The following is a 21996-nucleotide window of genomic DNA, read 5'->3' as shown; positions in this document are numbered from 1 at the left end:
GGCAAAGCCCTATTAGGGCTATTTTTTTGCCTTAATTTTATAGTTGGCCCATTGGTCAAGCGGTTAAGACACCGCCCTTTCACGGCGGTAACACGGGTTCGAATCCCGTATGGGTCACCATATGATATGGCATACTAAATACGCGACGTCCTGTCGTAACGTATGCACTCGTACATCCTGTACATCGGAGGATTAGCTCAGCTGGGAGAGCATCTGCCTTACAAGCAGAGGGTCGGCGGTTCGATCCCGTCATCCTCCATTATTATTTTGCCGGTGTAGCTCGTAGAGCACTTGACTTGTATTCTGTAATCAGTAGTTGGAGATTCAAGTTCCCTCGCCGGTATTTTTTATTGGAGCCATTAGCTCAGTTGGTAGAGGATTACGGAAGCTTGCAGTTCGGAGCATTACATCCTCGAATAGTAAGCTGTAGTAATCTGCGACAAATCACGCAGGAATTTGAAGCACAGTTTCAACGGCAAACTGAACTTCAATAAGTAATTTTTCATAACGAGCCATTAGCTCAGTTGGTAGAGCATCTGACTTTTAATCAGAGGGTCGAAGGTTCGAGTCCTTCATGGCTCACCATTTTAATATGCGGGTGTGGCGGAATTGGCAGACGCACCAGACTTAGGATCTGGCGCCGCGAGGCGTGGGGGTTCGACTCCCTTCACCCGCATTATGTAAGATTAGCGGAAGTAGTTCAGTGGTAGAACACCACCTTGCCAAGGTGGGGGTCGCGGGTTCGAATCCCGTCTTCCGCTCCATATATGCCGGGGTGGCGGAACTGGCAGACGCACAGGACTTAAAATCCTGCGGTAGGTGACTACCGTACCGGTTCGATTCCGGTCCTCGGCACCATTTAGTTTTTTATAGAAAATGCGCCCGTAGCTCAATTGGATAGAGCGTCTGACTACGGATCAGAAGGTTATGGGTTCGACTCCTTTCGGGCGCGCCATTTTTTCGGGAAGTAGCTCAGCTTGGTAGAGCACTTGGTTTGGGACCAAGGGGTCGCAGGTTCGAATCCTGTCTTCCCGACCATTTTTCTTTGGGGCCTTAGCTCAGCTGGGAGAGCGCCTGCCTTGCACGCAGGAGGTCAGCGGTTCGATCCCGCTAGGCTCCACCATATTTTAAATACTATTGTCGCGGGGTGGAGCACGATCGAATACGCTTCGAAGAAATTTCTTCAGCGCACCGATTGAGCTGCTGCTTGAATAGACAACCTGAAATCGGGGCGGTCTTACGCATGATAGTAACATGCAGTAACTTCCTAAATAATACTGTCGCGGGGTGGAGCAGTTCGGTAGCTCGTCGGGCTCATAATCCGAAGGTCGCAGGTTCAAATCCTGTCCCCGCAATTTTGGTCCGGTAGTTCAGTTGGTTAGAATGCCTGCCTGTCACGCAGGAGGTCGCGGGTTCGAGTCCCGTCCGGACCGCCATATTTCTTCCAGTAGGTTCACTACTGTTGATATAAATAAGTTGTGTGGCTCAGTAGCTCAGTCGGTAGAGCAGATTAAAAAATTTGCCCACGGAGCAAAACAGCCCTGAATAGAAAATTATTTAATCTGTGACAAAGACCGAAGGACTTTGGAACAAAGGTTCTTAACGTAATCATAGTTTAGAAATGAATATTACATTCGGCTCAGTAGCTCAGTCGGTAGAGCAAAGGACTGAAAATCCTTGTGTCGGCGGTTCGATTCCGTCCTGAGCCACCATTATAATCCCTTTCAATTATGGCGGTTGTGGCGAAGTGGTTAACGCATCGGATTGTGGTTCCGACATTCGTGGGTTCGATTCCCATCAGCCGCCCCATAATATTTCAAAATGGGATGTTTGCGATTATTTAATAAACTCTTGAATTTTTATTGTAGATATGATGGTAATGTCGACACAATTCTTGAGGTTACTTCAATGGGCTATAGCCAAGCGGTAAGGCATCGCACTTTGACTGCGACATGCGTTGGTTCGAATCCAGCTAGCCCAGCCAAACTTTAAAAAACATCTGCGGAGTTGTGCTTCATTGAATGGTTTTTTAAAGTTTTGCGACAAATCGCAAAGCGATTTGCAGCAATATATGACCACAATTAAAATTTACTCCATGTGCGGGTGTAGTTTAGTGGTAAAACCTCAGCCTTCCAAGCTGATGATGAGGGTTCGATTCCCTTCACCCGCTCCAAATTGATATGGGCCTATAGCTCAGCTGGTTAGAGCGCACGCCTGATAAGCGTGAGGTCGGTGGTTCGAGTCCACTTAGGCCCACTATAATATACTTTTTGTTCCGCAGTAGCAGATTACGGAAGCTTGCAGTTTAAAGCGATGCCGATATCAAAAAAACACGTCTATTTAAATAGACGTGTTTTTTTGAATGACAGTGTTTACATAAGCTATAGAAACTCCATTTGAAGTACCCGTAGTTCTTCACCTAATGGGGAAGATTCACACTTCAAATTCCTTAATTTTTGCATTCGGTCTTAACACTTCTTCTGGTTTAAACTCTGCTAATGGTTCTCCATTTTTGACTTTGTTCACCCAATCATGGTTAGCCAAGGCTCCTTTACCTAAGGTAACTACATCGGCTTCTCCATTCTCAATTATTTTTTTCGCTTTTTCCGGATCTTCTAAATGACCGTTGGCAATTACGGGAATACTTCCGTATTTTTTGGCAAGGGAGGCAAGGGATGCTTCGCTTGTATCGAATGCAGGCTTCCATGCCTCATGCTCCGTAACATGGATAAAGTCAAGACCGGCTTGCCCTAATTGACCAAAGATGATTTCAGCATCTTTTTCTTTCCCTGCCCACTTATGTGTGTAATCATTTACTTTCGCTTGCGAAATCCGAATACCAATGGTAAAGTCCTTTCCAACTGCTTCCCTAATTGCTTTAGACACTTCCACTAATAAACGGACCCGGTTTTCTGTCGAACCACCGTATTCATCTGTACGCTGATTTGTATATTCAGTAAGGAACTCATCCAGTAAATAACCATTGGCTCCATGAATTTCAATTCCATCAAATCCAACTGATTGAGCTCGCTTAGCAGCATTTACAAATCCGTTTACAACTTCTGTAATCTCTTCTTTTGTTGCTTCTCTTGGAGTTGGGTATGGACCTTCCCCAAAATAAAATGCTAATTGTTCCCCTTTCGGTTGAATTGAAGAAGGAGCAATTTTCTCTTTAGTAAAACGGTTTCCTTGGGAAAGGGAGCCCGAATGCTGTATTTGCATAAAGATTTTCGCCCCCGCTTGATGAACAGATTCTACAATTTTCTTCCATGCTTGGGCTTGTTCATTATAAGCGATACCAGGTTGATCAAAATATGTTTGGCTATATTTGTCATCAATGTAAGTTCCCTCTGCAATGATTAACCCAAATCCGCCTTGAGCAAAAGATGTGTAGTACGATACCATTTGGTCAGTTACTAATCCTTCAGAAGTTGCGCTGATGCGTGTCATTGGTGCAACCCCTACTCGATTATCTAATGTTGTATTCCCTAATGTAACGGTCTCAAATAACGATTTTGTGTTTGTCATTGTCAAAACTCCTTCTTTTATAACAATAGTATTTAATTAACATCCTTCAATACCCACACCATTCTCTCAGGGATATCTTGTTTTTGTCTGCTGATCTCGTTATCAAGGTGGAAACTAATCAAATTAAACAGATTTTTGTATCTGTGTACTGCTTTATTGTAGGTCAACTATTCAATTTAGTAAAATAGATATAAATGAACATTTAATTCACTAAAACTGATAGATAGGGTGTAATATCATGGAGCTTCGTCATTTAATAACTTTTAAGACAATTGTGGAGAAAGGAGGATTTAAAAAAGCGGCTGAACATCTTGGTTATGCCCAATCCTCTGTAACAGCCCATATTAAAGAATTGGAAGAAGAGGCTGGAAAGCCATTATTTGACCGTTTAGGAAAAAAAGTTGTTTTAACCCAATTTGGTCATCATTTTCTTCCTTATGCTGTGAAGATTATCGACCTATATTCACAAGCATTAAATACAAATGAAGAACCAACAGGTGATCTAACTATAGGGATTTCAGAATCACTTACTATCGGTCGGATTCCACCTATTCTTCTCGAATATAAAAGGTCTTACCCAAAAGTTAATCTTTCACTCAAATCAGTAGAAAATTATCAGGTTGCATCAAGTCTTCAAAACGGGGACATTGATTTAGCTTTATTATTAGAAAAAGATGATTGGTCTCTTCCGGAGCTTAACTGTGAAATTTTAAAGAGAGAAAGAATGGTTTTAATAAGCCCGCCACAGCATGAAAACACAAGAACAGTTTTATATACGGAACGGTCCTGCAGTTATAAGTCTGTTTTTGATCACTATATCAATTTTAAACAAATGGATGTAAAAGAAAGTTTAGATTTCCAGAGTATAGAAGCCATTAAACAATGTGTTAGAAGTGGCTTGGGTATTTCATTGGTACCATATTTTTCAGTGAAAGAAGAATTAGAAAGTCAGAAATTGCATGGGGAGGAAGTAGAGCCAGAGCATCCAGCTATTTCAACTTTTCTTGCTTATCATAAGGACAAGTGGCTGTCTCCATCCATCAATCGTATGATTGCTTTGATAAAGGAACAGTCAAAAAATTGGGATTAAAAGCGAAAGGAGGGCAAGCTTTGATCAAAACCTGCCCTCCTTTATTTAATTTGATATTCACATGTCTAAATCTGTAAATGCATAAGGCAATAATTCCCTTAAGGTCAATTCTAATATATCTTTCTTCTCATTTGTTAAATAAACGGGCATTTCAGGTAAACAGAATTCAGCTAAAACTTGTCTGCAAATACTACAAGGTGGAAGAAAATCTACGGTATCCCCTGCGACAGCTATAGCCTGGAAATCGCCTTTTTTGTAACCATTTGCTACTGCTGTAAAAATAGCTGTTCTTTCAGCACAATTTGTTGCACCTAATGAAACATTTTCTACGTTTACTCCATTAATAACAGTACCATCTTTTAGTAATAACGCCACTCCAACTGGAAATTTGGAATAAGGTACATAGGCTCTTTCCTTCATCTTACGTGCACTTTCCATTAATTGCTCTTTATTCATATGATCCATCCCTTTCAAAGAAGAATGAACTTTTCAAAGTCCCCTTAATGCCAACCTTTGATTGGCAGGATTTTTATATTATTATTTTTCGGAAAATTTGTCAATATCAACAAATCACTTGCATACAAATTACTTGAGCACAAATTATTTTTGATTTACAATCTAACTATATTGAAAATTCTAATAATAATGGAGGGACCATGGAAAAACCTGATATCTGTATTCATTTTCTTTTAAGTAAAGCTTTGCAAAGTGTGAATCAAGTGAGTAAATCCAAACTATCCTCGTGTGGTGTGACTCCCGTCCAATATGCGCTTCTTCGTCAATTATGGAAAAAGGATGGACAGTTTGGTTATGAATTAGCTGAAAAAATTCTTCTCGACAGTGCAACGATAACAGGTATCATTGACCGCTTGGAACAAAACGGGTTTATTGAGAGAAGAGTTGATCACAATGATCGCCGGAACAAGATCATTTTTCTTACAGAGAAGGGAAGATCTATGGAGGTTCCATTATGTAAAAGGATGGATGAGATGAATAAAGAAGTAATGTCAGATTTTGATGATGAGGAGAAACGACGATTTAAGAAAATGCTTTTTGACATTGGAATAAGTACAAGAATAAAAGAGTCTAATTGGGATTAATATTTTGCTTGATATTTTCAGGTGGTATTTTTTGCCGATTTATTAAAGGTTACCAAAGTAAACTTATAAAAAAAGGGAATTCAACTGGCTTGGTAGAATGTCATGTATATGATAAAAAAGGAAGCCTTGTTGCTCACTCAACTAGTACGTGTATGATTCTAAAAGGAAATGCTGACGGTAAAAGGGTCAAATCATAGGGCCTTTAAAAAAATATTAAATTGAATGGAGGAACAACAAATGTCAAAAATTCCGTCAATACTTCAGAATTTGCGTATCCCTGTAATCGGGGCACCAATGTTTATTATTAGTAATCCTAAGCTAGTGATTGAACAATGTAAGGCGGGGATCGTTGGATCAATGCCTGCACTGAATGCAAGACCCGCATCCTTACTTGATGAATGGTTGGCTGAAATCACAGAGGAGCTCGCAGCTTATAACGCAAAAAATCCAGATCGTCCCGCTGCGCCATTTGCCATTAATCAAATTGTTCACAAGTCAAATGAACGGTTAGAGCACGACATGGAAATGTGTGTGAAGTACAAAGTCCCCATTATTATTTCGTCTTTAGGTGCCCGTGAGGAGATATTTGATACAGCACATAGCTACGGTGGAATTGTTCTGCACGATATAATCAATAACACTTTTGCACACAAGGCAATTGATAAAGGGGCAGATGGCTTAATTGCTGTTGCGGCTGGAGCTGGCGGCCATGCTGGAGTGAAGAGCCCTTTTGCTTTGATTCAAGAAATCCGCCAGTGGTTTGACGGTCCTCTTGCTTTGTCTGGATCGATTGCTACAGGAAGTTCAATTTTGGCTGCCCAAGCGATGGGAGCTGATTTTGCCTATATTGGCTCAGCGTTCATTGCTACACATGAAGCCCGTGCTTCTGATGAGTATAAGCAGGCAATCGTTGACTGTACGTCTGATGATATTGTTTATAGCAGTCTTTTCACTGGTGTACATGGAAATTATCTGAAACCATCCATTCGATCTGCTGGATTGGATCCTGATAATCTTCCCGAAAGTGATCCATCCAAGATGAATTTTGGAGAAGGGACCGTTAGAGCATGGAAGGATATTTGGGGGAGCGGTCAAGGCATTGGTGAGATTAAAGAGGTTACTAGTGCAACAGAATTTGTAGACAAACTTTATAAAGAATATGTTGAAGCAAGAGACAGTCTATTCAGCCGTAGTGTAGCTAGAAAGGCCTGAATCAAAAAACTCGTCCCATTTAAATGGTGTGCCTGCCTCCACCCGAATCTTGTCAAATGATAGGGAAAATTATTAATCGTTTAAAAAATTCACTAAATAGCCGCAAAATAGATTAAAATAGATGAAAACTATCATTTTTAGGAGGTATTCACTATCATGAGAGTCGCAATTGCACAATTATCCACCAGTGCTGATAAGGCCGCTAATTTAGAGAAGGCGATTCAATACATTGCGAAAGCTAAAAGTAAAGGCGCAGATTTTGTCATTATTCCGGAATTTTATATGGCACTTGCCACCCCAAAGTCTGGTGTTTTGCCAGTTGAGGTAGCGGAACCGCTAGATGGTCCGTTTGTTTCCGGCCTTGCACAGGCTGCACGTGAAAACGAAATCTATGTCGTTTGCGGTATGTATGAACCAAAAGCGGATGATCAAAAACGCGCCTATAACACAACCGTGTTTATTAACCGTTCAGGCGAGCTCATCCATTCTTATCGAAAAACACATTTATATGATGCTTTTAGCTATAAAGAGTCGGATACAATTATTCCGGGTGATAATCAATATAAAGTAGTAGAAACAGAGTTTGGAAAAATTGGCTTAATGGTGTGCTATGAATTACGATTCCCAGAGATTGCAAGACAATTTGCGCTTCAGGGAGCGGATGTCCTGTTTGTTCCTGCCGGATGGGTAGCTGGTCCGATGAAAGAGGAGCATTGGCAGACGCTGATTCGCGCACGGGCGATTGAAAATACGATGTTCGTTTGCGGTGCCGACCTTGTTGGCGATATTTTTTCAGGTCGCAGTCTGATTGTTGATCCGATGGGAATGACCCTAGCCAGCGCCGGTGAGGAAGAAACGCTATTTTTCGCTGATATTGATTTAGACCGGATTCGCCGTGTGCGGGAAAAACTGCCAAGCGTAAGAGACCGAAAACCGGAATTTTACTGCTAAAGCGGTGTTTGCCACACCCCGATGTAATAGCGGAGACCACTCGTGACCGCTTAGGTCGTGGAACAACGTATAACATTATGCAAATAAATGACCATTCCTATTCTAATTCGTAGGAATGGTCCAAAACGAATTTTTTGAATTTTTCAGTTGCGGGTGATAAATATCTTCCCTCTACCCAAGCCATTCCGATTGTCCGTCGGCACTGTGGACTTTTGACAGGTATTTGTGATATTTTACTTTGGTCTGTTCCCTTTAAATTTGGCAGAATTGAAATTCCTAGTCCAGCTCCGACAAGCGCTGCAACTGTGTCTGCTTCCTCTCCTTCAAATGTAATCTTAGGTGTAATGCCTGCTTCTTTAAACAATAACTCGACGGTGATACGAAGAGAGAACCCCTCTTTTAAATGAATAAATGATTCATCCGCAATTTCTTCTAACGTAATATTTTTACGATTAGCGTATTTGTGGCCTTTGGGTACAGTAACAAAAAGTTCTTCATTCCAAAGCTGCCTCCATACAATTGGCGTTTTAATCCCCAGTGGAGCAATTAGACAAAGATCCAATTTCCCTAATTGCAATTGATCAATTAGATTATGGGAGGGACCTTGTGCGAGTTGAAAATTAATTTTTGGATAATATGTACGAAAAGAAGCAAGTAAATCAGGTATATGACTTGTACTCAAAGTGTGCAGAAATCCAAGCGACACTTCCCCTTTATCTGGATCAAGTAATTCTTTAATTTCTTGTTTACCCTCTTCGAATTCCTTCATCATATTATCAACATGCTTTAAAAAGATATGCCCATATTTATTTAATCGAATGGAACGTCCCTGACGTTCAAATAAAGGCACTCCTATTTCATCCTCAAATCGGGCGATTGACCGGCTAAGGGCTGATTGAGAAATGGATAGAGTTTCTGCAGCGTGCGTCACGTGTTGCATTCGTGCTAGTGTTTGAAAATATTCGAACTGTTGCCATTCCATTGTATAACACCCTTTCTAGTTTATTCATTACATATATGCATTAAAACCATTGATATAATGAATTATACAACATATAAAATCGGTGGTACGATAAAAATAGGAAACTTAGAGATATGCTCAAAAAAACATCATTTTTAAGGATGATTTATTATGCATCAAATGGAAAGTCACACGAATTGGGCGATTGTATTATGAGTTACATTCAACAAGGTACGACGCTTTTTCGCAAAACCAGTTTTGCTTTCTTTGCTGCTGGTTTCAATACATTCGCTATTCTTTACTGCGTACAGCCGTTAATGCCAGAGTTCACAAGAGAATTCAACATTAATCCAACAACTGCAAGCCTGTCCCTCTCAATAACTACAATGGTGCTTGCCATCAGCATGCTGATTATTGGTTCTTTGTCAGAAGTATGGGGACGTAAACCAATCATGGTCATTTCCATGCTCGCAGCTTCTGTGCTTTGTATTCTTACAGCATTCAGTCCTAATTTTCATTTTCTACTGGGATTACGGACTATTGAAGGAATTTTATTGGCAGGTCTGCCCTCCATTGCAATGGCTTATCTTGGAGAAGAAATTGAACCGAAGAGTCTTGGAATGGCTATGGGTCTATATATATGTGGGAATGCAATTGGTGGTGTTTTTGGCAGAGTTTTCGCAGGTATGTTGAGCGACTATTTCGGTTGGCAAATAGCAATAGGAGGAATTGGTCTCATCAGTTTAGCGGCTACTCTGATTTTTTGGCATAGTTTGCCACCCTCACGAAATTTCAAAGCTCGTCAATTAGAAGTTGGTAAGTTAAGTAAATCATTAATTGACCATCTGAAAGATCCAGCTCTAGTTTGTTTATTTGTCATGGGATTTTTACTTTTAGGGAGTAATGTATCATTGTTCAATTATATTACTTTCATATTACTCGAAAAACCATATTCGCTAAGTCAAACATTTGTAAGTTGGATATTTTTAATTTTGATCATTGGAATGTTTAGCTCTGTCTGGACTGGAAAATTAGTAGAACGCCATGGTAAGCAAAAAATATTATTCATAAGCTTATTCATTGCTTTAATCGGCGTCTGTGTGACTTTGGATTCTCATTTATTTATTAAAATACTTGGACTTGGATTATTTACCTATGGCTTCTTTGGGAGTCATTCGATTGTAAGCAGCTGGGTCGGACAACGTGCTACACAAAACAAAGCCCAAGCCTCTTCATTATATTTATTTCTTTACTATACTGGTTCAAGTGTAGGTGGAACGCTCGGAGGTGTATTTTGGTCAATATTCGGATGGGGAGGAGTAATTAGCATGAACATTGGCTTCCTCATCATTAGTTTAATACTTTGGGCGTTGGTGTCAAAAATTGTACAGAATTCGAAGAAAGTTAGAATAGAGGTAATCTGAAAAAGGGGGAAAACACGTAAATACTTCATTAACAACTAAGGAGTACGGTGAATTAATAAAGATTGGTTGTACTAATAAAATATGATAGTTCCAATAATCTGTTGCGATTACTTAATATAGTAATCGCTTTTTTATTGTTTTCACTCAGTAGTTTATTGGAGTGAGAGTGAAACCCTTATATTAAAAGAACGTATAAGTAAATTAAGTTGAAATGCCAATTTTAAATTAGCCAGCTTTCAGTAAATCTGAAGGCTGTTTGTTTTTTTATATACTCATTTCAAAAGTCATGGTTTTTGAAAGGTGTTAATTAATGAAAAATGGTAATAATGTCATATTTTACAAAAACCTTCGCTTTTGAAAGGGATTCTATTTGTTTTGTTGTATATTAATCAATTAATAGTCAATGTGAATCAAATAATATATCAACATGGAAGAAATGGAGGAAAACTTATATGTTTATGAATTGGAAAAGAGTTTTATTGGCTGGAATAATCAGCTTATCCTTAGTAGGTACAGGTTATGTCGGTCACGACCTACTTTCCACATCAAATGTATCGGCAGAATCGGCATCGGCAAATGCACCGGGTCATCAGAAGAAAGCTCTGGCTTCCCAGTTAGATGAAATTATCAAGAGAGGATACATTCGGGTAGGTATGACCGGGGATTATAAACCTTTTACATATCTGAACCCTGAAACAAATGAGTACGAAGGCTATGACGTGGACGCTGCCAAAGAACTCGGTAAAGACCTCGGTGTGGAAGTGAGATTTGTTGAAACAACATGGCCGGACATGATGAAAGATCTACAAGCGGATAAATTTGATATCGCTGTCGGCGGTGTCACCCGTAATACGGCAAGACAAAAAACCGCCTATGTATCTCAAGGCTACGTTACATTCGGTAAGGTGCCCTTGATACGTGCAGAAGACAAAGATAAATACTTTACAATAGAAGACATCAACAAGCCTACTGTACGCGTCGGTGTCAATCCGGGAGGAACAAACGAATTATTTGTCCGTCAGTATCTGAGTAATGCCAACGTAACGGTTGTTCAAAACAACCTGGATATTCCGCACCTAGTTGCGGACGGAACTTATGACGTTATGATAACAGATACTGTGGAAGCCATGACGTATGCTAAAGCCGATCAAAGACTATATGCTGCTTTGACTGACAAACCTTTCACCAAAAGTGAAAAAGGCTATATGATCCCCCGCGGTGATTTCATATATGCCAGCTATCTTGAAATGTGGATGGATGAAATGAAGTTGCAGGGCAAATTCGACGATCTTTACAGAAAGTGGATAGAATAGAAGGCTTGAGATCCATAGATGTACATCAGTGAAAATAAGCTTCCCGCTGAGACCGCCCTAGCAGTTCATGGGGAGCTTTTTTTATTGATTAGCAAACTATAAATTTGCATGTTTTGAATCTAAAATATCTTGATATAAAGGATTTTAATATGTGTGAATGATGAGGGAAAATGGTGAAATACAATAAAGTGGATGGTTGAATTTATTTAAAAATGGATGGGTACAAACGTTATCATTTATTTTATAGTGATTATTTAGATGAAATATTATATTTGGGCATTTTGATAAACTTTTATAAAAAATAAAGTAAAAAGGTGGCCTAGGAAAATGTTGATTGCTTCTGTCGTCATTATTTCAATACTGGCTGGGGTTGGGACAATACTTGTAGTAAATAAAGGAGACAAAAATTACAGTGGTTCCACTAAAAAAAATACGACAAACTTAACATTCATATATGCTATCGTTATTCTATTGTCTTTTATTGCACTTGGTGTATATATTAGTTTTTAAATTTAGTAGAAATTAACGCAAATAACCTATTGGTCGTGATGATTCAATAGGTTATTTATTTGTATTTAAGAAAAAAGTAAGGGAAATTGGGTTACAATATTTAAAACAAGTTTTTAAAAAGGAATGCTTATTAATGGACTGGAACATTGATCGAAAAGCTAATAAACCAATTTATAAACAAATTGCTGAGTATATTGAAAATGGCATTGCTGATGGAACCTTTCCACCAGATAAACCGCTGCCCTCTGAAAGGTACTTAGCTAATGAGCTAAATATAAATAGGAGTACTGTTGTAGCTGCATATGATGAGCTTGAATCGAATGGTCTGATTCAACGAAATCGTGGAAGTGGTACGACTATAAGTAAAGATATATGGGGGATAACTAAAAAGCGGCTACCTAGTTGGAATAGATACATTGAAGCAGGTTCATTTTTACCTAATCTACCGGTCGCGCAAAGAATACGTAAAGAGTTGGAAGAGCAAAAATTAATTAATTTAGCCAGTGGTGAATTATCGGAGGATCTCTTTCCGAAGAACGCATTAAGAGAAATTACTTCCACTCGGTCTTTTATCGGCAGGCTAGGTTATGATCATCCACAGGGGAGTGCAGTATTAAGGGATACCATTACAAATCATGTGAAGGAGTTTCGAAATATTGAAGCAAATCCCTCATCAATTCTAATTACTTCTGGAGCTCAGCAAGCTTTACACCTAGTTATTCAATGCTTATTAAAGCCTGGTGATTCAGTAGTGATTGAAGATCCATCCTATCATTATAATCTCCCAATATTTAAATCAGCAGGTTTAAAAATTTTCTATTTACCTGTAAATGATAATGGTGTAAATCCAAATGAGTTACTGGAATTACATAAAAAACATCGTATAAGAATGATATTTTTAAATCCAGCTTTTCAAAATCCAACAGGCACTTTGCTAAAAGAGAGCCAGCAGAAAGCCATTTTAGAAATATCATCAGAACTTGGAATTCCTGTAGTGGAGGACGATCCGTATAGTTTAACGTCTTTTAAAGGAGAAGAAGTGTCAACATTAAAATCCCTGGATAAGCACGGGAATGTCTTATACATTAGCTCTTTATCGAAGATTGTTGCTTCAGGATTAAGAATTGGTTGGATTATAGGGCCAAGATCGGTAATAGAGAGATTATCTGATGCCAAACAACAAATTGATTTTGGGCATGCTAGCTTTACCCAATGGATCGCTAACGACTTTTTAGAATCAGAGCAATTCCATTCTCATATCAAGAAATTAGTGAAGGAATTAGAAAAGCGGCGCAATCAAATTGTATCAAGTTTTAATCATTTTCTAAAAGATCAAGTGGAGTTTACGATTCCTCAAGGTGGAATCCATATTTGGTGCAAATTAAAAAGAGATGTAGATGAAATGAAACTATTGGAAAACTCCATAAAGCGAGGAGTTATCTATGTTCCTGGGTCCATGATGGGATCCAAAAAATGTTATGCACGTTTCACTTTTGCTAGAGAGAATGAAGAGACCATAAATGAAGGAATAAAACGGTTTGCGGAGGCACTTAACGCAACGAGATAAAAAAGAGAGTCATGATTTCATTTATGGTTCTTTTTTTATTTTAGGCTGTGCTCATATACAATGTTGAATTTAGCCTTATGTGTATGGCGTGAACGGGTTTTATTCGGTATGAGTAATGTAGCGAACCTATACACATAGGGCGGTGTAAGAATCAACAGTTCTCTTAAATATGTACTTCAAGCCTTTTTATTTATCGCAGATTAACGGGCAGTAAGACTCCCACCTCATAACTTTAGGAGAATCAGAGAAGTTTAGGTGGGAGATCAACTGCCCGTAAAGGCCCGATAAGTTCAACTAACATTCAGTGGGGGATGAAGGAAAACCCCCACTGAATGAAGTTTCACTTTATACTATTTGAAATAGTAAACTTTTGTAGATACTCAGATCTAAGACTATAAGAAGCAACTTTCTTCTTCCACTGTTTGACTACGTCAACGTGGTCATCGTAACTATAAATAAAGAAATTCATTTCTTTTTTTCGACTTTTTACGTTGATGACAAATGGAATAACATTAGTCTCTGGATGTAAAAACAATTTTTCATTACCTGGAAATATATGATTACTCTCTAAAAATTGAGCTTCATTAAAGTAGTCATTAAATCTAATTTTTTCTTCCTCTTCTAAGCGCGTTCCGTTAAATGTTACAGTAATATCTTTTGAATCAAGTTTTGGATGAAGTGCAAATTTACTTAAAACCCATCCCACAAGTGCACTTGGGGGACACGTTGCAAATGTTAAAATTGTTCCAATTACTATAACAACAGCAATAGTCGTCCAAGTCAATTCATATCAACTCCTTAATTTAATAGACGGTAGTTAAACAAATAATAAATAGGCATCCCTTAACCACTTCCCCATCGCACTATCATAGATGAAAATTCATTAGAAATAACCATCCAATCCTCAATTTTTTTCCTCACCCACTTCGTGGCGTGAATTGGATGAGGAAAAAAGTATTGAAGTGGATGATTAAAAAATATTTATATTCATTATGATAGAAAAGTGGGTTACTCTGTAAATCACATTCATAGGTACTAGTTCTTCCGTAAAGATATTTGGAATATAGTTAGATAGATTATTGCAATCTATCGGAAAAATTAACTAAAGACTCTGAATCTAAATGGAGGTCATTTTAATGGCAAATGTGAATCAAAGTGTAAGGGTTGCGGTTATTCAAGCTGCATCAATTATTATGGACCGTGATGCCACCATAGATAAAGCAGTTAGTTTAATAAAACAAGCAGGCGAAAAGGGTGCGCAAATTGTTGTTTTTCCAGAGGCTTTTATTCCGGCATATCCTAGAGGATTATCCTTTGGCACTGTCATAGGAAGCCGTACGGACGATGGAAGGAAAGATTGGTATCGATATTGGGAGAACTCGATTCCTGTTCCTGGTGAAGCAACGGAACAACTTGGTGAAGCCGCACGTGAAGCAGGGGTATACCTTATAATGGGTGTAATCGAACGAGATAGCGAATACAGCGGTGGTACACTTTACTGTACAGTTATTTTTATTGGGCCGGATGGTTCCCTTTTGGGGAAACACCGCAAATTAAAACCAACTGCAGCGGAGCGGATTGTTTGGGGGGAAGGCGATGGCAGCACCTTACCTATTTTTGATACTCCGTATGGAAAAATTGGCGCACTGATTTGCTGGGAAAACTATATGCCTTTAGCCAGGGCGGCAATGTATGCACAAGGTGTTCAGCTTTATATTGCACCTACCGCTGATGCGAGGGAATCATGGCAGTCGACCATTCGGCATATTGCAATGGAAGGTAGATGCTTTGTTTTATCCTCTAATCAATATGTAACGAAGGATATGTACCCTGAAGATTTAGCGTGTTATGATGACCTGGTCTCAGCTCCAGATGTGATGTGTAACGGTGGTAGTGCCATCGTTGGGCCACTTGGTGAATATGTTGCTGAACCTGTTTGGGGAAAAGAAGAAATGATTATTGCGGATCTTGATATGAGACAAATAGCCTCTAGTCAATTTGACTTCGATCCAGTGGGGCATTATTCAAGGCCGGATGTTTTTAAATTGTTCATAAACAAAGAAAAGCAGGAGAATATCATTTGGAGTGAGCTAACTAGTCAGTGTTCAACAAATAGCTAATGATAAATAGACAGCTTTCAGTAAATCTGAAGGCAGTTTTTTTTATATCCTTATAGTTTAATAAGGTGAAAAGAGGAAAGAATTGAAATAGAATAAAGATAAACTACTATTAATTGAGAAAAACGTAAATAGTTCAGTATCATAGCTTTTTATAGATATAAGTTCAATGAACACGAATAAATGAATAACATAGTAGTTGACAATATGGTATTAAAATTATAACATCGATATATTGTAAAATACCGATATATAAGTTTCATTCCGTTCTTTTAGAAAGGGGACAAAAAATGACTGAAGAACAGCAAGTAAATAATGAAAAATTAGTAGATATGTTTAAAGCATTATCAAATGCAACCAGGTTGCAAATTTTGCAGATGCTTAAAGAACCAGAAAAAAACTTTTCTCCTCAAGTCCATATCCAGAAAGGAGACAATTTCACTGGAGGGGTTTGTGTCGGAGATATTAAAGACAAGGTAGGCTTGGGCCAATCTACCACTTCTCAATACTTATCATTATTACAGAACAGCGGTCTTCTAGAAATGAAAAGAATCGGACAATGGACATATTATCGTAGAAATGAAGAGATGATTAAAGAATTGGGGAGCTTTATTGGTAAGGACCTTTAAAACGGAAGGAGGATATCATGAGTTTAGAAAAGCATGGGGCATTTAATAGGCTATATCAAAAAGGTAAAATGACACTTGGATTTTTACCACCATTTGAACCGATGACAAATGAGCTTCCAAGGATGGAGAACACTGTTGAACTGGCGAGAAAATTAGAAAAGTACGGGTTTTCAGCCATTTGGCTAAGGGATGTCACCATTCAAAACCTTGCAGCTAACGATCATGGACAAGTCTTCGATCTTTGGATTTATTTAACCTATCTTGCTGCCCATACAAAACATATTGCGCTTGGAACCGCAAGTGTCGTTCTTCCGCTCCGCCATCCCGTTCGGGTTGCAAAGGAAGTCACATCCATTGACAGGCTCTTTCCCAATCGGTTGATCATGGGAGTGGCTTCAGGGGACCGTGAAAAAGACTTCCAAGCGATTGGTGTACCGAGGGGAAACAGAGGGGATCTTTTTATTGAACATTATCAATTCCTTGAGCGGTTACTCAAGGAGGAGAATCCGACGATTCATTCACCCCTGGGTGTTGTAGATGGAGACGATATGAAGTTGATACCTAGACCTGTAACATCTATCCCAACGATGGTGACAGGATTTAGCCAGCAAACACTTGAATGGATTGCAGAGAACGGGGATGGTTGGATTCAATATCCGAGAAGTATCGAGGATCAGGCGATTTTAATTAAAGACTATCGTGCATTGACAGACATAAAGAAGCCGGGTGAATTTAAACCATTTACTCAAACATTATATATCGATTTATCTGAAAATCCAGATGAAACTCCTACGAATATTCCATTAGGTTTCCGTTTAGGGCGTAATCATCTACTTGAACTCTTATATAAATTCCAGGCAATAGGGGTTAATCATTTGGCGTTCGTACCGTATTTTGCTACACGGCCAGTTGAAGAGATGATCCAGGAAATCGGTGAGGAGATCTTACCACATTTTCCGACACACACCTTTTAAAAAGTAATAATATCGATATATCTAGATACATCAATTAATAATTTTCTTAGTTTTACCTGAGGATAAATAACTCCTTAAAGTGCTTATATCGTTAAATTGCAATTAATCAATATATTAATTCGACTTCATAACATAGGAGGAAAATGATGAAAATCAGTGTATTAGATCAAACACAGTTATTAGAAGGGATTTTAGCGGAAGAAGGTTTTGCACAATCAGTGGAGTTAGCTAAATATGTTGATAAACTTGGATACCACCGTTACTGGTTATCAGAACATCATAGTACAGATGCTTTAGCTGGTTCTTCTCCTGAAATTCTTGCGAGTCACTTGTTAGCGAAAACAGACCGTATTAAGGTAGGTACGGGAGGAGTTATGTTACCGCATTATAGTGCATACAAGGTAGCAGAGAACTTTAAGGTGATGAGTGCACTAGCTCCGGATCGTGTAGATATTGGGGTAGGGCGTGCCCCAGGAGGACATCATTTATCTAATATCGCTCTACAAGGTGAAAGGGCTAGAAATGTTGATACCTTCCCAAAACAAATTGACCAAGTGCTGGAATATCTTGAGGACAGACTATCAGAATCACACCCGTTAAGAGGTTTACTTGCTACTCCCACCATCGAGAAAAAACCGGATTTATGGATACTTGGTACAAGTAATTCCTCTGCTTTTTTAGCAGCAGAAAAAGGACTACCTTACGCTTTTGCTCAGTTTATTAATTATCAACCTGGTGGAATGGATCAAGCTTTAAAACTTTACGTCGATCACTTCAGGCCATCCGTATATCTAGATAAACCACAAGTAATGGTTACAATGAAAGTTATTGTTGCAGATACGGATAAAGAGGCAGAAAAAATTGCTGAAACTGCTTTGAGATTTAATTATTATTTACATCGTGGTCAGCTTACGCGTCTAGTTGCTCCAGAAATCGCACTAACACATGTAAGAACCCCCTCCGAAATACAAGAAATCGAAGCTGTAAAGGAAACGTATATCATTGGGTCAAAAGAAACAGTCGCTAAAAAAATCAAAGACTTGACTACAAGATTGCCAATTGATGAATTAATGGCCATCACACCTATCTATGATTTTGAAAAAAGAAAACGTTCTTTTGAACTTTTAATGGAAGCTGTAAGTAAATAAAGATTAGACAGAGGTATGAGTTAATCTTCGGATATTTTTTATCAGCCTTTTCACATTTCTACCATTTCACAATTGGGGCGCATTTCTGGTGCAAGAAATGCGCTCCTCTTGATAAAATGGCTAATGATGTTATTAAGTTTATGGGGGACAGGATATCGATGAATTGTAAAATATAGTTATAAAATTAACTAAGATACTGTTTTAATATCTCCAATCCCATTTTTAACTCTTCTAACGAGTTAGTTGAAGATAGTGCAATACGCAAATACTTATCAGTGGTGGTTTGCCCGCTAAGAAAACGATCAGAATGAAAAACTTGTATACCTTGTTTTTTTAAATCAGTTTCCAATTGTAAACTGCCGCTATGCTTTTGAATCGGAAGCCAACGATAAAAACTAAGAGGATGTCCGACATTCTTACATTGCGGAAAATATTTAATAAATAGATCATTTGCATCCTGTGCAAGCTGTTTCTTTTGCGAAACAATTTCATGAGCTTTCCCTGATAAGATAATCTCGGTGATAACCTCTGCATCAAAAGAAGAGGTTTTTACATTGATGTTAAAAATAGCCTGCGAAATTTTCTCACGGAATGCATCCCCATAGACCATGTAGGCAACTCTTAATCCGGAACAGATGGACTTAGATGTGCCGCAAATATAAACGCTCTGTTCCGGAAGTAAATTGAACATTGGCTGCTCGTATTCCGGTATAATCCCTGCAGTTAGAAACGCATGAATGTCATCCTCAATCAAAATCAATCGATGCTTATGGATGACCGCAGCTAATTCTTGCTTGCGAAATTTTGGAATCATGACTGTAGTTGGATTACTGCAAGAGGGCATAAGGAAAATGCCGTGAATATTTATTTGGCTGCACTGCTTTTCAAGCTCGTCTGGCAGCATCCCAAACTGGTCTCCGATAATAGGAACTAACTGAATATGGAACATTTTTGCTAACTGGATAAAATTTGAGTATGTGTATAGATCAGTTGCAATTTTATTACCAGGCTCGAACAAAGCAGTTAATGCAATGGCCAACGCATTTTGTGCACCGGAAACAATTGCTATATTCTCTTGGGCTGCATGAACGCCGAAAGATTCCATCCAGTTTAGTCCTGCTGCTTTTTGATGGGGAATCCCGGTTGGGTCATTGTAATTTAATAGTTGCTCCAAATAACTTTTATCCACAACCTTTTGAATAACCTTGGCTACAATATCATTGGATTGCTCAAAAGAAGCTACAAAACCAAGATCAATACAATTTGTGAATTTATCTTTGGAAATAGTTATCGATCGAGAGGCATTAGGGGAGACAAATGTTCCGCTTCCGGTGACTCCATAAATTAATCCTTTCATCTCACATAGTTTGTAGGCGCGAGTTATCGTCGTAAAGTTCAAGTCTAGGAAATCTGCTAATTCCCGTTGCGGAGGTAATTTTGTCCCCGGTGCTAAAAAGCCATTTATTATATCCTGCTCAAGTAGGGATGCTATAGAAGAATAATAAGGACGGTTTAGTGCTTGCTTATCAGGCTTCCAAGACATTGGGTAATGATCAAATGAATTTACTGGCATACTACACCTCTACTATCGTATTCCATACAATCGTATCATTTATTGTATGGTTATCAAAAGGTCGTAATACAGTAAAAAAAAATCAACTGGAACCCAACTGGAGTTAATACTAAAGATTGCATTAGATAAGAATATTACACATTTATCTCCCCATTTTGAAATGAGGGGATTTTTTCTTCCTCGAGAAAAGTGTAATCCATACATTTATTTTATTCATTGTATGTATTCATTGTGCTATTAATAGAATTACGCTAACCATTTAGGATGTGAATCTTATGGAAAAAAGAAACCAAATAGGAGACGCTTTTCTTACAGCTTTTCCGTACACAGTCCCCATTTTTGCAGGCTTTTTATTTTTGGGAATTGCTTATGGAATCTATATGAATTCATTAGGATTCAGTGCCATTTACCCAATTATGATGAGTTTAACTATATTTGCCGGATCAATGGAGTTTGTGGCAGCCAATTTGTTGCTAGCGTCGTTCAACCCGATTAACGCCCTGTTTCTAACTTTAATGGTGAATGCACGCCATTTGTTTTATGGCATTTCCATGCTAGGTAAGTATGGGGGAATTGGTAAGAAAAAATTTTATCTAATTTATGGACTATGCGATGAGTCTTTTTCTATCAATTACTCAGCTGATGTTCCGAAGAATGTAGATAAGGGCTGGTTTATGTTTTTTGTGACAATACTCAATCATTCATATTGGGTCATAGGATCAGCAATTGGCGGCGTTTTTGGATCTCTTGTCAAGTTCAACACGGAAGGGCTCGATTTTGTTATGACTGCGCTCTTTGTTTTTATTTTCATTGAACAGTGGATGAAAGAGAAAAAGCACTATAGTGCTCTCGCAGGTCTTGGTCTTTCAACTATCTGCCTAATTATTTTTGGTGGAAATCACTTCATTATTCCAGCTATGATTACCATACTGGGGGTACTCTCTGTTCTTAGAAAGCCCTTGGAGAAAGTTGAGGTTAATACGATATGACAATGACATTAACGCAACAGATGATTACGATTTCTATGGTTGTTTTAGGTACAATGGTTACAAGGTTTCTTCCATTCATCGTTTTCCCATCAGGTAAATCCACACCTAAGTTTGTACAGTATCTAGGAAAAGTACTGCCACCGGCGGTTATTGGTCTTTTGGTCATTTATTGTTTTAAAGACGTCAGTTTATTATCTGGAAGTCACGGTATTCCTGAATTGAGTGCGGTAGCAGTAGTTGCCCTGCTGCATTTTTGGAAGAAAAGGATGTTGCTCTCTATAGCAGGAGGGACAATTATCTATATGATTTTAGTGCAATTAGTTTTTTAATACCATTGATGAAGATAAATATTCAAAGGGGTAGGTAAAAGTGAGGAAGAAAATTGATGAGCTGCATATTCATGAGAAGCACTACGAACAAATTTACGATCAAGTAAAAAACGATCCATATGCTCAGTCTTTAGGCATTCAGCTAACAAAATTTGAGGCTGGTTTTGCGAAAGCAATGCTGGAGGTGCAAGGCCATATGGTCAATGCATATGGAACGGTTCACGGGGCAGTTATTTATGCGTTAGCAGACCATGCATTCTCCGTAGCTTGCAATGCATATGGAAAAACATCTTTAGGACTTTCGACAACGATTCAGTTTATGGAATCAGCGAAACCCGGAGACAAGATCGTCGCACGTGCAACAGAAGTTAAACGAAACTACCGTACAGGGTTCTATCGAATCGATGTCTTTCATGGAGAAAATCTAATCGCATCGATGGAGGCAGTATCTTATCGTAAAGATCATTATTTCATTGAACTTGATAAAGAAGATTTGTAGATTATTAAAGTCCTTTATATTCAACAATCCGTGCGCATTTTATAGTTGGAAAATAATATAATCACTAAGGGTTATGTCCTAA

The 21996-nt window shown here is 38.6% G+C and carries 20 protein-coding genes and 17 tRNA genes; 32 read left to right on the top strand and 5 right to left on the bottom strand.

Annotated features, from left to right (window positions below):
* Positions 1–45: 45 nt before the first annotated feature.
* From F7731_RS14340 to F7731_RS14260, 17 genes are all read left to right on the top strand, one after another.
* A tRNA-Glu gene (locus F7731_RS14340) sits at positions 46–120 on the top strand.
* A gap of 66 nt (positions 121–186) precedes the next feature.
* A tRNA-Val gene (locus tag F7731_RS14335) sits at positions 187–259 on the top strand.
* A 10-nt stretch (positions 260–269) separates the two neighbouring features.
* Positions 270–343, top strand: a tRNA-OTHER gene (locus tag F7731_RS14330).
* Between the two features lie 166 nt (positions 344–509).
* Positions 510–585, top strand: a tRNA-Lys gene (locus F7731_RS14325).
* Positions 586–594: 9 nt separating this feature from the next.
* Positions 595–676, top strand: a tRNA-Leu gene (locus tag F7731_RS14320).
* Positions 677–689: 13 nt separating this feature from the next.
* Positions 690–764: transfer RNA gene (locus tag F7731_RS14315), tRNA-Gly, on the top strand.
* A gap of 5 nt (positions 765–769) precedes the next feature.
* A tRNA-Leu gene (locus tag F7731_RS14310) sits at positions 770–858 on the top strand.
* Positions 859–878: 20 nt separating this feature from the next.
* Positions 879–955 (top strand) — tRNA-Arg (locus F7731_RS14305).
* Positions 956–961: 6 nt separating this feature from the next.
* A tRNA-Pro gene (locus F7731_RS14300) sits at positions 962–1038 on the top strand.
* A gap of 9 nt (positions 1039–1047) precedes the next feature.
* A tRNA-Ala gene (locus F7731_RS14295) sits at positions 1048–1123 on the top strand.
* 158 nt (positions 1124–1281) lie between these two features.
* A tRNA-Met gene (locus tag F7731_RS14290) sits at positions 1282–1355 on the top strand.
* A gap of 4 nt (positions 1356–1359) precedes the next feature.
* Positions 1360–1436, top strand: a tRNA-Asp gene (locus F7731_RS14285).
* A 200-nt stretch (positions 1437–1636) separates the two neighbouring features.
* Positions 1637–1712 (top strand) — tRNA-Phe (locus F7731_RS14280).
* A 21-nt stretch (positions 1713–1733) separates the two neighbouring features.
* Positions 1734–1809 (top strand) — tRNA-His (locus F7731_RS14275).
* 100 nt (positions 1810–1909) lie between these two features.
* Positions 1910–1984 (top strand) — tRNA-Gln (locus F7731_RS14270).
* Between the two features lie 115 nt (positions 1985–2099).
* Positions 2100–2173 (top strand) — tRNA-Gly (locus F7731_RS14265).
* A 9-nt stretch (positions 2174–2182) separates the two neighbouring features.
* Positions 2183–2256, top strand: a tRNA-Ile gene (locus F7731_RS14260).
* Between the two features lie 177 nt (positions 2257–2433).
* On the opposite strand, the gene F7731_RS14255 is transcribed toward F7731_RS14260, so the two are convergent.
* A complete protein-coding gene (locus F7731_RS14255) occupies positions 2434–3528 on the bottom strand; it encodes an NADH:flavin oxidoreductase (RefSeq protein ID WP_151535457.1) in 1095 nt (364 codons plus the stop codon).
* Between the two features lie 238 nt (positions 3529–3766).
* On the opposite strand from F7731_RS14255, the gene F7731_RS14250 reads away from it, so the two are divergent.
* Positions 3767–4618 carry a LysR family transcriptional regulator gene (locus F7731_RS14250; protein WP_151535456.1) on the top strand — a complete coding sequence of 284 codons (852 nt, stop codon included), beginning with the start codon at positions 3767–3769 and terminating at the stop codon, positions 4616–4618.
* A 57-nt stretch (positions 4619–4675) separates the two neighbouring features.
* On the opposite strand, the gene F7731_RS14245 is transcribed toward F7731_RS14250, so the two are convergent.
* Positions 4676–5074, bottom strand: coding sequence for a cytidine deaminase (locus F7731_RS14245; protein WP_151535455.1), 399 nt, complete (start codon positions 5072–5074; stop codon positions 4676–4678).
* Positions 5075–5274: 200 nt separating this feature from the next.
* On the opposite strand from F7731_RS14245, the gene F7731_RS14240 reads away from it, so the two are divergent.
* The 3 genes from F7731_RS14240 (at position 5275) to F7731_RS14225 (ending at position 7881) form a co-directional block, all read left to right on the top strand.
* Entirely contained in the window at positions 5275–5718 is a 444-nt protein-coding gene (locus F7731_RS14240; protein ID WP_151535454.1) for a MarR family winged helix-turn-helix transcriptional regulator, read from the top strand.
* A 237-nt stretch (positions 5719–5955) separates the two neighbouring features.
* Positions 5956–6930, top strand: coding sequence for an NAD(P)H-dependent flavin oxidoreductase (locus tag F7731_RS14230; RefSeq protein WP_151535453.1), 975 nt, complete (start codon positions 5956–5958; stop codon positions 6928–6930).
* A gap of 156 nt (positions 6931–7086) precedes the next feature.
* Positions 7087–7881, top strand: a complete 795-nt coding sequence (locus F7731_RS14225) for a carbon-nitrogen hydrolase family protein (protein ID WP_151535452.1) — start codon at positions 7087–7089, stop codon at positions 7879–7881.
* A 97-nt stretch (positions 7882–7978) separates the two neighbouring features.
* On the opposite strand, the gene F7731_RS14220 is transcribed toward F7731_RS14225, so the two are convergent.
* Positions 7979–8863 (bottom strand): LysR family transcriptional regulator, encoded by an 885-nt coding sequence (locus F7731_RS14220; RefSeq protein ID WP_151535451.1) that lies wholly within the window; start codon positions 8861–8863, stop codon positions 7979–7981.
* A gap of 191 nt (positions 8864–9054) precedes the next feature.
* Between F7731_RS14220 and F7731_RS14215 the strand changes: the two genes are divergently transcribed.
* From F7731_RS14215 to pdxR, 4 genes are all read left to right on the top strand, one after another.
* Positions 9055–10266, top strand: a complete 1212-nt coding sequence (locus tag F7731_RS14215) for an MFS transporter (protein WP_151535450.1) — start codon at positions 9055–9057, stop codon at positions 10264–10266.
* Positions 10267–10718: 452 nt separating this feature from the next.
* Positions 10719–11579, top strand: coding sequence for a transporter substrate-binding domain-containing protein (locus tag F7731_RS14210; protein WP_151535449.1), 861 nt, complete (start codon positions 10719–10721; stop codon positions 11577–11579).
* Positions 11580–11906: 327 nt separating this feature from the next.
* Positions 11907–12089, top strand: a complete 183-nt coding sequence (locus tag F7731_RS14205; protein ID WP_151535448.1) for a hypothetical protein — start codon at positions 11907–11909, stop codon at positions 12087–12089.
* 133 nt (positions 12090–12222) lie between these two features.
* Complete coding sequence (gene pdxR / locus F7731_RS14200; protein ID WP_151535447.1) at positions 12223–13656, top strand: MocR-like pyridoxine biosynthesis transcription factor PdxR; 1434 nt, start codon at positions 12223–12225, stop codon at positions 13654–13656.
* A 340-nt stretch (positions 13657–13996) separates the two neighbouring features.
* Here the strand turns inward: pdxR and F7731_RS14195 are convergent, their stop codons facing one another.
* Positions 13997–14440, bottom strand: a complete 444-nt coding sequence (locus F7731_RS14195) for a YfmQ family protein (RefSeq protein ID WP_151535446.1) — start codon at positions 14438–14440, stop codon at positions 13997–13999.
* 352 nt (positions 14441–14792) lie between these two features.
* Between F7731_RS14195 and F7731_RS14190 the strand changes: the two genes are divergently transcribed.
* The 4 genes from F7731_RS14190 to F7731_RS14175 all read left to right on the top strand — a co-directional run bounded on the left by F7731_RS14190 (position 14793) and on the right by F7731_RS14175 (position 18524).
* Positions 14793–15776 (top strand): carbon-nitrogen hydrolase family protein, encoded by a 984-nt coding sequence (locus F7731_RS14190; protein ID WP_151535445.1) that lies wholly within the window; start codon positions 14793–14795, stop codon positions 15774–15776.
* A gap of 287 nt (positions 15777–16063) precedes the next feature.
* A complete protein-coding gene (locus F7731_RS14185; RefSeq protein WP_246197217.1) occupies positions 16064–16402 on the top strand; it encodes an ArsR/SmtB family transcription factor in 339 nt (112 codons plus the stop codon).
* 17 nt (positions 16403–16419) lie between these two features.
* Positions 16420–17376, top strand: a complete 957-nt coding sequence (locus F7731_RS14180; RefSeq protein WP_151535444.1) for a TIGR03571 family LLM class oxidoreductase — start codon at positions 16420–16422, stop codon at positions 17374–17376.
* A 146-nt stretch (positions 17377–17522) separates the two neighbouring features.
* The gene (locus F7731_RS14175; protein WP_151535443.1) at positions 17523–18524 is read left to right on the top strand and encodes an LLM class flavin-dependent oxidoreductase; all 1002 of its coding nucleotides are present in this window, start codon (positions 17523–17525) and stop codon (positions 18522–18524) included.
* 184 nt (positions 18525–18708) lie between these two features.
* On the opposite strand, the gene F7731_RS14170 is transcribed toward F7731_RS14175, so the two are convergent.
* Positions 18709–20097, bottom strand: coding sequence for an aminotransferase-like domain-containing protein (locus tag F7731_RS14170; RefSeq protein WP_151535442.1), 1389 nt, complete (start codon positions 20095–20097; stop codon positions 18709–18711).
* Positions 20098–20372: 275 nt separating this feature from the next.
* Between F7731_RS14170 and azlC the strand changes: the two genes are divergently transcribed.
* From azlC to F7731_RS14155, 3 genes are read left to right on the top strand one after another with little or no spacing between them, the layout of a single operon-like run.
* Entirely contained in the window at positions 20373–21086 is a 714-nt protein-coding gene (gene azlC / locus F7731_RS14165) for an azaleucine resistance protein AzlC (RefSeq protein WP_151535441.1), read from the top strand.
* Positions 21083–21415: a branched-chain amino acid transporter permease gene (locus tag F7731_RS14160; RefSeq protein ID WP_151535440.1), complete on the top strand. Its 333-nt coding sequence runs from the start codon at positions 21083–21085 to the stop codon at positions 21413–21415. Before azlC ends, F7731_RS14160 begins: the two co-directional genes overlap by 4 nt.
* 40 nt (positions 21416–21455) lie before the next feature.
* Complete coding sequence (locus F7731_RS14155; protein ID WP_151535439.1) at positions 21456–21914, top strand: PaaI family thioesterase; 459 nt, start codon at positions 21456–21458, stop codon at positions 21912–21914.
* Positions 21915–21996 lie beyond the last annotated feature (82 nt).

The organism is Cytobacillus depressus, from assembly GCF_008923245.1.
Classification (GTDB): domain Bacteria; phylum Bacillota; class Bacilli; order Bacillales; family Cytobacillaceae; genus Cytobacillus; species Cytobacillus depressus.
Note: the sequence above shows the minus strand (reverse complement) of the source record. Positions and strands in the feature narration are given on the sequence as shown.